The sequence below is a fragment of the Actinoplanes sp. NPDC051494 genome, assembly GCF_044454705.1.
Taxonomy (GTDB): Bacteria; Actinomycetota; Actinomycetes; order Mycobacteriales; family Micromonosporaceae; genus Actinoplanes.
Window position 1 is genome coordinate 1118682 of sequence record NZ_JBITDZ010000001.1, and the last position, 12436, is coordinate 1131117.

The 12436-nt window shown below is 69.2% G+C and carries 11 protein-coding genes and 1 tRNA gene; 4 read left to right on the plus strand and 8 right to left on the minus strand.

Features of this window, described 5'->3' with window-relative positions; all coding sequences use genetic code 11:
• Positions 1-118: 118 nt before the first annotated feature.
• From thrC to argS, 5 genes are all read right to left on the minus strand, one after another.
• Positions 119-1165 carry a threonine synthase gene (thrC, locus tag ACIA6A_RS05150; RefSeq protein ID WP_396096095.1) on the minus strand — a complete coding sequence of 349 codons (1047 nt, stop codon included), beginning with the start codon at positions 1163-1165 and terminating at the stop codon, positions 119-121.
• A gap of 67 nt (positions 1166-1232) precedes the next feature.
• Positions 1233-1601 carry a VOC family protein gene (locus ACIA6A_RS05155; protein ID WP_396096096.1) on the minus strand — a complete coding sequence of 123 codons (369 nt, stop codon included), beginning with the start codon at positions 1599-1601 and terminating at the stop codon, positions 1233-1235.
• A 2-nt stretch (positions 1602-1603) separates the two neighbouring features.
• Complete coding sequence (locus ACIA6A_RS05160; RefSeq protein ID WP_396096097.1) at positions 1604-2917, minus strand: homoserine dehydrogenase; 1314 nt, start codon at positions 2915-2917, stop codon at positions 1604-1606.
• Positions 2914-4299 (minus strand): diaminopimelate decarboxylase, encoded by a 1386-nt coding sequence (gene lysA, locus ACIA6A_RS05165; RefSeq protein ID WP_396096098.1) that lies wholly within the window; start codon positions 4297-4299, stop codon positions 2914-2916. Before lysA ends, ACIA6A_RS05160 begins: the two co-directional genes overlap by 4 nt.
• Before the next feature lie 2 nt (positions 4300-4301).
• A complete protein-coding gene (argS, locus tag ACIA6A_RS05170; protein WP_396096099.1) occupies positions 4302-5966 on the minus strand; it encodes an arginine--tRNA ligase in 1665 nt (554 codons plus the stop codon).
• 129 nt (positions 5967-6095) lie between these two features.
• Between argS and ACIA6A_RS05175 the strand changes: the two genes are divergently transcribed.
• The 4 genes from ACIA6A_RS05175 to ACIA6A_RS05190 all read left to right on the plus strand — a co-directional run bounded on the left by ACIA6A_RS05175 (position 6096) and on the right by ACIA6A_RS05190 (position 8513).
• Entirely contained in the window at positions 6096-6872 is a 777-nt protein-coding gene (locus tag ACIA6A_RS05175; protein WP_396096100.1) for a DUF3105 domain-containing protein, read from the plus strand.
• Positions 6872-7546 carry a DUF305 domain-containing protein gene (locus tag ACIA6A_RS05180; RefSeq protein WP_396096101.1) on the plus strand — a complete coding sequence of 225 codons (675 nt, stop codon included), beginning with the start codon at positions 6872-6874 and terminating at the stop codon, positions 7544-7546. The genes ACIA6A_RS05175 and ACIA6A_RS05180 overlap by 1 nt, the downstream gene beginning before the upstream one ends.
• A gap of 82 nt (positions 7547-7628) precedes the next feature.
• On the plus strand, positions 7629-8393 hold the full coding sequence (locus ACIA6A_RS05185; RefSeq protein WP_396096102.1) for a hypothetical protein: 765 nt from the start codon (positions 7629-7631) through the stop codon (positions 8391-8393).
• 48 nt (positions 8394-8441) lie between these two features.
• Positions 8442-8513: transfer RNA gene (locus ACIA6A_RS05190), tRNA-Arg, on the plus strand.
• 84 nt (positions 8514-8597) lie between these two features.
• On the opposite strand, the gene ACIA6A_RS05195 is transcribed toward ACIA6A_RS05190, so the two are convergent.
• From ACIA6A_RS05195 to ACIA6A_RS05205, 3 genes are all read right to left on the minus strand, one after another.
• On the minus strand, positions 8598-9170 hold the full coding sequence (locus ACIA6A_RS05195; RefSeq protein WP_396096103.1) for a PIN domain-containing protein: 573 nt from the start codon (positions 9168-9170) through the stop codon (positions 8598-8600).
• A gap of 17 nt (positions 9171-9187) precedes the next feature.
• Positions 9188-9832 carry a helix-turn-helix domain-containing protein gene (locus ACIA6A_RS05200; RefSeq protein ID WP_396096104.1) on the minus strand — a complete coding sequence of 215 codons (645 nt, stop codon included), beginning with the start codon at positions 9830-9832 and terminating at the stop codon, positions 9188-9190.
• 113 nt (positions 9833-9945) lie between these two features.
• On the minus strand, positions 9946-12345 hold the full coding sequence (locus ACIA6A_RS05205; protein ID WP_396096105.1) for a M4 family metallopeptidase: 2400 nt from the start codon (positions 12343-12345) through the stop codon (positions 9946-9948).
• Positions 12346-12436 lie beyond the last annotated feature (91 nt).

A 12436-nucleotide genomic window follows, 5' to 3' on the forward strand; every position in this document is an offset into this window, starting at 1 on the left:
GCGAGCCAAGCGAAGGGCGGGCCTCGCGAGGCGGCAGGCCTCGCCGGTCAGGGGGACTCGACCGGCGCGAAGGCTTCGTTCAGCAGGTCATCAGGTTGAGGTTGCCGTCAGACGCGCCCTAGAGATCGAGGGCGCGGGCGGCGGCCAGGACGTCGTTGCGGATGGTGGTCGGGGACGGGGCGGTCGAGATGGCCCACTCCGGGTCCTTGAGACCGTGCCCGGTCACCGTGCAGACCACCGTGGAGCCCGCGGGGACCGCGCCGGCCTCGGCCTGCTGGAGCAGACCGGCCACGCTGGCCGCGCTGCCGAGCTCGACGAAGACGCCGACCTCGCGGGCCAGCAGACGGTACGCGGTGAGGATCTCGCGGTCGGTCACCGCCGAGATCAGACCGCCCGAGGCGTCGCGGGCGTCGAGGGCCTTGGTCCAGCTCGCCGGGTTGCCGATGCGGATGGCCGTGGCGATGGTCGAGGGCTCCGGGACGACCTGGCCGGTCACGATCGGGGCGGCGCCGGAGGCCTGGAAGCCGTACATCCTCGGCAGTTTCTTGATCGTGCCCGCCGCGTGGTCCTCCTGGTAACCCATCCAGTAGGCGGAGATGTTGCCCGCGTTGCCGACCGGGAGGCAGTGGATGTCGGGGGCGTCACCGAGCGCCTCGACCACCTCGAACGCGGCCGTCTTCTGGCCGTGCAGGCGGAAGATGTTGACCGAGTTGACCAGCGAGACCGGGTAGTCCTGGGAGAGCTTCGAGGCGAGCGCGAGGCAGTCGTCGAAGTTGCCGTCGACCTGCAGCAGCGTGGCCCCGTGCACGAGGGCCTGGGCGAGCTTGCCCATCGCGATCTTGCCCTGGGGCACGAGCACCGCGCAGGTGATGCCGGCCCGGGCCGCGTACGCCGCGGCCGAGGCGCTGGTGTTGCCGGTGGAGGCGCAGATGATCGCCTTGGAACCGTCCTCGACCGCCTTGGACACGGCCATGGTCATGCCGCGGTCCTTGAAGGAGCCGGTCGGGTTGGCGCCCTCGACCTTCAGGTAGACCTCAGCGCCGGTGCGCTGCGACAGCACCGGGGCGGGCACGAGCGGCGTGTTGCCCTCGTGCAGCGTGACCACCGGGGTCGTGGCCGAGACCGGGAGCCGGTCACGGTATGCCTCGATAAGTCCCCGCCACATGGTCTTTTCCTCTCGACGACTCGCTCAAGGATGCACCAGCTTGCCGAATGGCGAGACGGTGTGTCCACTACTCGGGACCGTGGGACACGGCCTCCACATTGTTGCCGTCCGGGTCACGGACGAACACCCCGTAGTACGCCGGGTGGTACTCGGGGTGGATCGCCGGCTCGTGCAGCACCTCGGCACCCGCGGCGACGGCAGCCTGGAAGAACGCGTCGACCGCGGCCCGGCTGGGCGCCTTGAACGCGATGTGGGACTCGCGGAAACCGTCCCCCGACTCCTGCGCGCTGATCCAGAAATCCGCCTCGAGTGCTCCGTACCCCAGGGCGACCTTGAAATCTTTGAGCCGGCGCAGGCCGATCGGCTCGAGCACCGCGTCGTAGAAGGCGGCGCTGGCCGCCAGGTCGGCGCACTGGAATCCGACGTGATCGAGCATGCTCAGGACCCTCCCTCGACCCGCAGCACGCTGGCGATCGAGCGCACGATCGGCAACTGCCGCAGGTCCTCGACGGTGGCGTGCAGGTTGGCGTCCGGCGCCCCGTGCGTGACGATGACCAGCGTCGCGTCCTCGTCGCGGCCCGACTGACGCACCGTGGCGATGGAGACCTCGTGATCGGCGAAGACGCCGGCGACGGTGGCCAGCACGCCCTGCTTGTCGGCCACGTCGAGACTGATGTGATAGCGGGTGACGGCCTCGCCGATCGGGCGGATCGGCAGGTGCGCGTACGAACTCTCGCTCGGCGCGCGGGTGCCCGACAGCCGGTTGCGGGCGGCCGCGACGATGTCGCCGAGCACGGCGCTGGCGGTCGGTGTGCCCCCGGCCCCGCGGCCGTAGAACATCAGCGGCCCGGCGGCCTCGGCCTCGACGAAGACCGCGTTGAACGCGTCGCCGACCCCGGCCAGCGGGTGGGTGCGCGGGATCATCGCCGGGTGCACCCGGACGCTGACCGATTCCTGGCCGGTGGAGTCCGGGCCGCGTTGCGCGATGCAGAGCAGCTTGATCGTGCAGCCCATCTCCTTGGCGCTGGCGATGTCGGCCGCCGTCACGCCGGTCATGCCCTCGCGGAACACGTCCGCCGCGGTCACCCGGGTGTGGAACGCGAGCGAGGCGAGGATGGCCGCCTTCGCCGCGGCGTCGAAACCTTCCACGTCGGCGGTCGGGTCGGCTTCCGCGTACCCCAGCTCGGTGGCTTCTTCCAGGGCCTCGCCGAAACCGGCGCCGGAAGCGTCCATCGACGACAGGATGAAGTTGGTCGTGCCGTTGACGATGCCGGTGACCCGGGTGACCCGGTCGCCGTGCAGCGACTCGCGCAGCGGGCGCAGCAGCGGGATCGCGCCCGCGACCGATGCCTCGTAGTAGAGGTCGGCACCCCCCTCGGCGGCGGCGTCGTGCAGGGCCGCGCCGTCCTCCGCGAGCAGCGCCTTGTTGGCGGTGACCACGCTCTTGCCGGCCCGCAGCGCCTCGGTCAGCCAGGTGCGGGCCGGTTCGATGCCGCCCACCACCTCGATGATCACGTCCACGTCGTCGCGTTTGACGAGGCCGAGCGCGTCGGTGGTGAACAGCGCGGGGTCGATCGGCAGCTTGCCCCGCTCCCGCCCGATCCGGCGTACGGCGACGCCGACGAGCTCCAGCGGCGCGCCGATCCGGGCCGTAAGGTCGTCGGCCTGGTCGTGCAGCAGGCGGACGACCTCACTGCCGACCGTTCCACAACCGAGCAGGGCCAACCGGACCGCAGGCTTATCAGAGCTCATCCCACATCCAATGCGAGCAGGTCTTCTTCGGTCTCCCGGCGGACGATGACCCGGGAGGAGCCGCCGCGCACGGCGATCACCGGCGGCCTGGGCACGTGGTTGTAATTGCTGGCCATACTCCGGCAATAGGCACCTGTGCCGGGGACCGCGACAAGATCTCCGGGCTGCACGTCGGCGGGCAGGAATTCATCCTTCACGACGATGTCCCCGGACTCACAATGCTTTCCCACCACGCGGGCGAGAAGAGGGGCTGCGGAGGACGTGCGATTGGCCACTGTCGCCGAATACGAGGCGTCGTAGAGCGCGGTACGGATGTTGTCGCTCATGCCGCCGTCGACACTCACGTACGTGCGGATGCCGTCGACGTCCTTGACCGTGCCGACCTCATACAGGGTGAAAACCGCTGGTCCCACGATGGCCCGGCCCGGCTCGATCGAGAGCTTGGGTTTTTGCAACGACGACGCGTCGCACTCCCCCTCGACGATCTTGTTGATCCGTTTGGCGAGGTCGCTCGCGGGCGAGGGGTCGTCCTGGGTGGTGTAGGCGATGCCGAAGCCGCCGCCGAGGTCCAGCTCGGCGAGTTCGACCCCGCGCGCGTCGCGGATCTGCGCCTGTAGGCCCAGCACCCGGCGGGCGGCGACCTCGAAACCGGAGGTGTCGAAGATCTGCGAGCCGATGTGCGAGTGCAGCCCGCGCAGGTCGAGCACGCCGTCGTCGAGCACCCGGACCGCGGCCTCGAACGCGGCGCCGCCGGCCAGCGAGAACCCGAACTTCTGGTCCTCGTGCGCGGTCGCGATGAACTCGTGGGTGTGCGCCTCGACACCGACCGTCACCCGGATCAGCACGGCCGGGCGCTTGCCGGCCTCGCGGGCCAGTTCGGTGAGCCGGTCGATCTCGTGGAACGAGTCCAGGATGATCCGGCCGACCCCGGCGTCCAGGGCCCGGCGCAGCTCGCTGACCGACTTGTTGTTGCCGTGGAAGCCCATCCGCTCGGCCGGGAAGCCCGCGGCCAGCGCGACGGCCAGCTCACCGCCGGAGCACACGTCGAGGAAGAGCCCTTCCTCGTCGACCACCTTGACGACGGCCTTGCAGAGGAACGACTTGCCCGCGTAGTAGACATCGGCGCCGGTGAAGGCGGTCGCGAAATCACGGCAGCGCGCCCGCAGGTCCTCCTCGTCGAGGAAATACGCGGGCGTGCCGTACTCCTCGGCCAGGGCGGCGACGTCCAGGCCGCCGACCTCCAGGACCCCTTCATCGGTACGGCCCACAGTGCGCGGCCACAGCTGCGGCACCAGGGCGTTGACGTCCGCCGGGGGGCGCAGCCAGGCCGGTCCCCGGTTGCCGATGTCGCCGTGCAGCGCCCCGGCCTCGTGTGCCCGCATGACTACATCCTCTCCGGGGCGGAGACGCCCAGCAGGGCCAAACCGTTCGCGATCACCGTTCGGGTGGCGTCATTCAGCCACAGGCGTGCCCGGTGGAGGTCGTTGATCTCCTCGTCGCCCATCGGCGTCACCCGGCACTTGTCGTAGAAGCGGTGGTAATCCCCGGCGAGGTCCTCGAGATAGCGCGCGACGCGGTGGGGCTCGCGCAGCTCCGCGGCACTGCCGACGACCGCCGGGTACTCACCGATGGCCTTGAGGAGGTCGTTCTCCTTCTCGTGCACCAGCAGCTCGGGCCGGAAGTCCTCCGGGGCACCCCGGGTGAGCCCCAGGTCGGCGGCGTTACGGGCGACACTCGCGGTCCGCGCGGCGACATACTGGACATAATAGACAGGGTTGTCGCTTTTCGCCCGGGTCCACAGGTCGATGTCGATGTCGATCTGTGAGTCGGACGAGTAGCGGGCCAGGGCGTACCGGGTGGCGTCCACGCCGAGCGCGTCGACGAAGTCCTCCAGCGTGATCACCGTGCCGGCCCGCTTGCTCATACGTACGGGCTCGCCGTCACGGACCAGGTTGACCAACTGGCCGATCAGGATCTCCAGGTTGGCCGCCGGGTCGTCACCGAAGCACGCGGACATCGCCTTCATCCGGCCGATGTAACCGTGATGGTCGGCGCCCAGCATGATCACGACCTTGTCGAAACCACGCTTGCGCTTGTCCAGGTAGTAGGCGCAGTCGGCGGCGAAGTACGTCCAGTCGCCGTCGGACTTGCGCAGCACCCGGTCCTTGTCGTCACCGAACTCGCTGGTCCGCAGCCAGGTGGCGCCGTCCTGCTCGTAGATGTGCCCCTGCGCGTTCAGCCGGTCGAGAGCTTCCTGCAGCTCACCGCGCTCGTGCAGGTCCTTCTCGTTGAAATACGTGTCGAAGTGCACGCCGAACTCGTTCAGCGACTGCTTGATCTCGGCGAACATCAGCTCGACGCCGACCCGGTGGAACGTCGCGAGCGCCGCCGCCTCGTCCAGCCGCAGCACGTCGGGCGCCTGGGCCACCACGGCCTGGGCGATCTCGGCGATGTACGCACCGCCGTAACCGTCCTCGGGGGCACCCTCACCCTTGGCCGCCGCGTACAGGGACCGGGCGAACCGGTCGATCTGGGAGCCGGCGTCGTTGAAGTAGTACTCGGTGCCGACGTCGGCACCGGACGTCCTCAGCAGGCGCGACAGCGCGTCGCCGACCGCGGCCCACCGCACGCCGCCGATGTGCACGGGGCCGGTGGGGTTGGCGGAGACGAACTCCAGGTTGATCCGCTGACCGGCGAGGCGCTCGGTGCGGCCGTACTCCTGGCCGGCCAGGACGACCTCGCGGGCCAGCACCCCGGCCGCGGCGGCGTCGAGCCGGATGTTCAGGAAGCCCGGACCGGCGATCTCCACCGACTTGATCCCGGGCAGGCTGCTCAGCTCGTCGGCCAGCGCGGTGGCGAGCTCGCGCGGCGCCACCCCGGCCTTCTTGCCCAGCTGCATGGCCATCGTCGAGGCGTAGTCGCCGTGCTCGGGGTTACGGGGTCGCTCCACCGTCGTCGTCTCGGGGAGCAGGGCGACATCGAGGCCGCGAGTGACGAAAACAGCACGCGCAGCTGTGAGAACGGTGGCAGCGAGGTCAGCGGGAGTCACCGAGCCATGCTATCCGGGTAGACTTTGGCGCCCGGCGGCATACCAGGGGCCCGCACGTGGTCCCGGGCCGGCCAGCCCCAGGCATTGACTTCTCGCTATGAAGTGACCCCTATGAAGTGACGAGGCACGATGAGCATGAGCACCCCGGGGCCCGAACGGACCCCGTCCACCGTGAAGGTCGACAAGACGTCCGGGCAGGGCAAGCCCCCGGTCAAGAAGGCCACCCCTTCCCGGCCGGGCGGGAAGAAGCCGCAGGGCAAGGGCCGCAAGGTCACCCCGGTGAAAGTCAGCGGCGGGCGCAACTGGGGCCCGATCGCGGTCGCCGGCGTCGTCGTCCTGATCGCGGTCGGCATCATCGGCTACGGCGTCTTCGCCTCGGTCAAGGGCAGTGCCTCGTGGGAGGACCGCGCCGCCGACATCTCCGGCATCGTCGACTACCGCGCCAAGAAGGACGCGCTCATCGACGCGCGGAACCACAAGGACGGCACGCTCACCTACACGACCAACCCGCCGGTGGGTGGCGACCACAACCCCACCTGGCAGAACTGCATGGGTGACGTCTACACCGAGCCGATCGCCAACGAGCACGCGGTGCACAGCCTCGAGCACGGTGCGGTCTGGGTGACGTACAAGCAGGGTCTCGCCGCCGACCAGGTCGCCAAGCTGCAGACCAAGGTCGAGGGCAAGGACTACATGTTCATGAGCCCGATCGCGGGCCTCGACAAGAACATCTCCCTGCAGGTCTGGGGCTACCAGCTCAAGGTCGACAGCGCCGACGACGCCCGCATCGACGAGTTCATCAAGGCGCTGCGCCTCAACGCCACGATGGAGCCGAACGCGGCCTGCTCCAGCGGCAACACCACCACCGGCCCGGTCGCGGCGGCCACCGGCGCCACCGGCAGCTGATGACCGTGTCCACCGACACCGCGGGCGCGGCGGCACCGGCCGCCGCGCCGGCCGACGGCACCGGCCCGGACCGCTCCTGGCGGTTCGGGCCGGCCTGGCTCGCCGCGGTCCTGGTCTTCGGCCTGCTGGTCGGTGCGGCCGGCGGCATCCTCGTGCCCCGCCTCTACGGCACCCCGGGCGACGACTCGGTCGAAGCGGGCTTCCTGCGCGACATGAGCACCCACCACGCCCAGGCGGTGGAGATGTCGATGATCGCCCACGCGAACTCCACCGACAGCCGCATCGTCACGCTCTCGGCGGACATCGCGCTCACCCAGCACGGCCAGATCGGCACGATGCAGGCCTGGCTCCGCGACTGGCACCTGAGCCCGACCGGCTCCCAGGACCCGATGGCCTGGATGCCCGGGTCCGAGGGCTCGGTCCAGAACGGCCTCATGCCCGGCATGGCCACGTCCGAACAGATGGAAAAACTGCGCAATGCCACGGGTACGGACCTGGACATCCAGTTCCTCACCTTGATGCGCCAGCACCACCTCGGCGGCATCCACATGGCGCAGGAGATCCTGAACCTCTCGGACAACGACGACGTGACCTGGATCGCCGAGACCATGGTCTCCGGTCAGCAGGGCGAGCTCAACCTGATCGACGACCTGCTCAAGAGCATCCAGAAGTAGCCCTTCCCCGTTCCTGGCCCACCGCCCGCCGGGCCAGGAACGGGACTGCGCACCCGGGCACGAACCCGGCATAATCGCCGCCGTGAATCCCCGGACCAGACGCATCCTCACGAGCTCGGCCCTCGCGGCCGCCGTCCTCGCCGCGGCCGGGGCGTTCATCGTGCACCGCTACGTCGACCTCTCCGGCCTGCACGCGTCCCCCGTCCACGTCACCGCCGTGGCGGACGCGGCAGCGAAGATCGAGCAGGTCGAGAACCGCTTCGACTACGACGGCACCTACAAAGCGGCCGACTACCAGCGCACCGCGGGCCATTTCGACGGCGTCGACGTTCTCTCGGTGACCGGCGAGACCCACTGGCAGACCGGCGTGACCCTGATCCTCCGGGTCCCCGGCAACGGCCACGAAGAGGGCTACGACGGCGTCACCATCAAGCGGGCCACCGAACTCATCTGCTTCCGCCTCAACCAGGGCCCGGACGACGACACCCGCGACGACGACATCCCCTGCCCCGGGACGCCGGCCCTGCCCGTACCGCAGAACGCGTCCCTCACCGGCGCCGACGACCGCATCAAGGCAGCTCTGACCGGCATCAAGCCCGCCGAACAGCCGGCCCGCACCGCCCTCGGCCGCCTCCACCTGGACCCGGCCGTCCAGATCACCTACGCGACCGCACCCGGCCTGCTGGGCGTCGCCCTGAACGCCTCCCAGTACGACTGCGTCCTCGTCCAGGTGACCCCGGACCGGACCTCGACCTGGCGCCCGTCCCACACCCAGCTCTCCCCCGGAGAGCTCCCCTGCACCGCCGACGTAGCCGCGTCCGACCTGTTCGGGAAGTACCCCCACTGAACCGATTGGCGGGGCTCGGAGCGGGCCTGCTAGAGTTTCACTCGCTGAGCCCCCGTAGCTCAGGGGATAGAGCGTCGCCCTCCGGAGGCGAAAGCGCAGGTTCGAATCCTGCCGGGGGCACTTTACATCACTTTCAGGTCGGCGCCGTGGACCATGAGATGGCTTAATTCGGTCACTGAAGACTCGAACTGTGCCGTGCGGCTATCAACGCTTCCCGTCCGCCAGCATCGCCTGCAGTCGTTGAGCAAACGCCGGTGTGCCGGCCTTGGACAACACGTCGGCCAGCTCAGCCGGGGTCAGCGGCGGGCGACGCTTCTCGCCAGCCAGCCGGACAACGGTATCGAGTATCTCGTCGGGCCATACGTCGAGCAGGCCGCACAGGTAGTCGTCCGGCGTGCAGACCCGGACTGCGTGAGATGCCAGCACTTCGGCGGGAAAATCAGCGAGATTCCAGGTCACGATCGCGGTGGCCCGACCGGCAACAGCAGCCGCCATGTGTACCCGATCGTCGGGGTCCTTGCCCGGCATCTGCTCGATCAGATGGGCGTAGGCGGACTCGGGCACCTCGCTGTCGCCGAAATACTCGCGGATCGCGGAGGTGATCGCTGCGGCCGAGGCGGCCGACCGGCGTTGCGCCCGCACGATGACCCGCTCCCATTCGGCGAGCAGCGCCTGGGTCCACATCACGTCGTGCACGCCGTCCTCGGTCAGGGCCAGCATGAGATCCATGACCGAGAACGGGAACAGCACGTTGGTGTCGACGAAGACTCTGGCCATCAGGGTCGCCGCCGCGCTCAGTAAGGAAGGTCCGCGGCCTGAACAGCGTCGGCAATAAGTCGACGGCCTGCCCGGCGGCGTTCCCTGCGTGCTTGGAATTCCAACACGTCCACCAGGCGCACCACCCGGTGCTTGCTGTCAGGAAGGTGCTCCGACGGGATCTCGCCGGCATCCAGCAGCCTGACCACGAACGGACGAGACAATCCCAGCAACTCGCCCACCTCGGCCGGAGTCAGGCAAACCTCGGTGGCGAGCACAGTGACGCCATGACCTTGGGACAGCGGTCCCGCAGACGCGACCAACACAGCAACCAAGGACTGGGACAGCGCGATCTCCTCCCCGCTGGACAGCCGGAGGATCGCCTGCGAAAGCCCTGTCCCCGCGCGGCTGATCTCAGCCGCGCGATCACGATCGTCGGAGGTCGGCTCAACGCGGGTCGCTTCGCCCAAAACGCTCGAACGCGCCATCTCGCCCTCCCATCTCCGGTGATATCCGAAACAACTGTAACCCAGGACGGCCCGGGCGCCTATGGTCACGTCATACCCTGAGCGGCCGCCAGACAGACCCAGCGCCGAGGGCGGGGCGATGATCTTGATCAGCTGGACAATCAGGCATTCCAGCACCCCACCGCGAGCCGCACGATCGTGCGGTTTCGCCCGCATAATGTCGCAATGCCAAGGTTTGATCCGGCAGAACCGCACGATCGTGCGGTTCTGGCAACCGGGGCCGGGACGCCCGCTGGATCGGGGCGCCCCGGCATGTCAGGGGTGAAGCGTCAGGAGATGTTCAGGGCGGTGTCGTCGATGGTGAAGGACGTCTGGAGGGACGAGTCCTCGGTGCCGTAGAAGCGGAGCCGGACGGTCTGACCCGCGTACGCCGCGAGGCTGAACGAGCGGACCGTGTAGCCCGTGGCCTTGTTCAGGTTGGAGTACGTGCCGAGCGTTCCGAGCACCGTACCGCTGGTGTTCAGGACCTGGACCTGCAGTTTGTCGTACTGCGTCGTGGTCGTGGTCTCGGCTGAATCGATGTGCAGGTAGAACGACAGCGCGTAGGCCGCGCAGCCGGTCGGGAGGGTGACCTGCTGGTAGATGGACTGCGTGGACGTCGATCCGTTGCCGTTCAGCCAGGCCGCGTAGGTGCCCGTGCGGGCCTGCTGGGTGCTGTGGACGCCGATGATGCCGGTGGTGCTCTGGGTCCAGGACGTGGCGCCGGATTCGAAGCCCGGGTTCGCGAGGAGCTGGGTCGCGGTGCAGGAGCCGCCGCCCCCGGACGACACCGTGAGCGTGTACGTCGCGGTCCGGGTGACCGAGGTTCCCGTACCCGTCACGGTGATCGAGTAGGTCCCGGCCGGGGTCGAGGCCGAGGTTGCCAGCGTCAGGGTGGACGAGTTGCCCGAGGTGATCGACGCCGGGTTGAAGGTCGCGGTGGCGCCGGTGGGCAGGCCGGACGCGGTCAGCGCCACGGTCTGGGCGGTGCCGGTGTTGACCGTGGAGATCGTGGACTGGACGGACGCGCCGGGAGCCACCGTGCCCGAGGCCGACGACAGGGCCAGGGTGAAGCTGTTGCCGCTGGTGGAGCAGGTGGTGTCGGCGCCGGCCACGTTCACCGCGGTCCAGGCGGCCTGGACGGCCTTGTACTCGGTGCTGCAGTTGCCGTACAGGTCGGTCGCGGCCGACAGGGTGTGCGCGCGGGCCGAGTTGGCCAGGTTGCTGGCCAGGTAGTAGCGGGTGGTCGAGGTGAAGTACGTGCTCAGCGCGCGGTACCAGATCGCCGCCGCCTTGGCCCGGCCGATGCCGGTGACCGCCGGGGCCGAACCACAGACCGGGGACGTGCCGTACGCCGTGGCGCCGGTGCCCTCGGCCAGGTCGAAGAAGAAGTGGTTGCCGGGGCCGGACGAGTAGTGCACGTCGACGCTGTTGGTCGAGGAGGACCAGCAGCCGTGGGAGGCGCCGTCCAGCGTCGGGTTGTACATGTAGCGCAACGGCGTACCGTTGCCGTTGATGTTGATCTCCTCGCCGATCTGGTAGTCGCCCGGGTCGGAGGAGTTGTTCGCGGAGAACTCGACGGCCGTACCGAAGATGTCGCTGGTCGCCTCGTTGAGGCCGCCGGACTCACCGGTGTAGTTGAGGTTCGCGGTGTTCTCGGTGACGCCGTGCGACATCTCGTGGCCGGCCACGTCGAGCGAGACCAGCGGGTTCGAGTTGCCCGAGCCGTCGCCGTATGTCATCTGCGCGCCGTCCCAGAACGCGTTGACGTAGCTGCTGCCGTAGTGCACCCGCGACGGCACACCCGCGCCGGTGTTGAAGATGCCGTTCCGGTTGTGGTTGTTCTTGAAGTAGTCGAACGTCAGCGCCGCACCGTAGTGCGCGTCCACGGCCGCCGACTGATCGCTCGACTGCGCGCCCGTACCCCAGGCGTTGTCGGTGTCGGTCATGGTCGTACACGTCGTGGTGGTGTTGTTCATGTCGCAGGTGCGGCCGTTGCCGTGCGTCGGGTCGGTCAGCGTGTAACTCGTGCCCGAGCCGGTGGTGCTGAGCGTGACGGTGCCGACGTAGATGCCCCGCCCGGTGCCGTCGACGGTCTCGATCTCGTCCCACGAGTCGCGCACCGCGCCGGTGCCCGCGTCGGTGACGACCTGCAGACGCGACGGGGTCTGCCCGTCGGGGGCCCACCCCTTGACCTCGGTCTGGTAGGCCAGCACCCCGCTGCCGGAGGTGGCGTCGACGATCTTCTCCGGCGTACCCACCTCGGTGATCGTGCCCTTGAAGACCTTCTTGGCCGCCGCCGCGGCCGCGGCGGGCGAGACCTTGGCGGTGGTGCCCAGGGTGAGCGGTCCGGTGAGGCCGACGGACGCCTTGGCAAACCCGCCGTCGGGCGCGGTGTGCACGACGGTGTCGCCGCCATAGACCCGCAGGCCCTGGTACGTACGGTCGTAGTGCACGTGTGCCGCACCGCTGGCGTCGACGGCGCTGCTGCGCAGGGTGAACGCGTCCGATGAGCCGGCCTGGAGCGCGGGCCGGTGCTGGGTGAGCGCGAGCGAGGCGGCGGCGAGCGGGGCTTTGGCCGGGTCCGGCGTGACCGGCGGGGCCGCCGCGGCGGTGGCCGCGGGGCCGACGCCCGCCAGCAGCCCGCCCAGGAGCAGGACGGCGCTGGCGGCCGACAGAGTTTGTTTCACAGGTCCTCCTGAAACCGCAGGATGCGTAGCGGTAGCTACACATAGACGTATAGCGATATCAGGAGTTTGTGAGAATACTTCAGTTCCGGAC

Bases quoted from the DNA above. Each gene is read 5' to 3' on its own strand.
- thrC (WP_396096095.1), bottom strand. From the start codon at position 1,165: ATGTGGCGGGGACTTATCGAGGCATACCGTGACCGGCTCCCGGTCTCG.
- ACIA6A_RS05155 (WP_396096096.1), bottom strand. From the start codon at position 1,601: ATGCTCGATCACGTCGGATTCCAGTGCGCCGACCTGGCGGCCAGCGCC.
- ACIA6A_RS05160 (WP_396096097.1), bottom strand. From the start codon at position 2,917: ATGAGCTCTGATAAGCCTGCGGTCCGGTTGGCCCTGCTCGGTTGTGGA.
- lysA (WP_396096098.1), bottom strand. From the start codon at position 4,299: ATGCGGGCACACGAGGCCGGGGCGCTGCACGGCGACATCGGCAACCGG.
- ACIA6A_RS05175 (WP_396096100.1), top strand. From the start codon at position 6,096: ATGAGCATGAGCACCCCGGGGCCCGAACGGACCCCGTCCACCGTGAAG.
- ACIA6A_RS05180 (WP_396096101.1), top strand. From the start codon at position 6,872: ATGACCGTGTCCACCGACACCGCGGGCGCGGCGGCACCGGCCGCCGCG.
- ACIA6A_RS05195 (WP_396096103.1), bottom strand. From the start codon at position 9,170: ATGGCCAGAGTCTTCGTCGACACCAACGTGCTGTTCCCGTTCTCGGTC.
- ACIA6A_RS05200 (WP_396096104.1), bottom strand. From the start codon at position 9,832: ATGCGGGCGAAACCGCACGATCGTGCGGCTCGCGGTGGGGTGCTGGAA.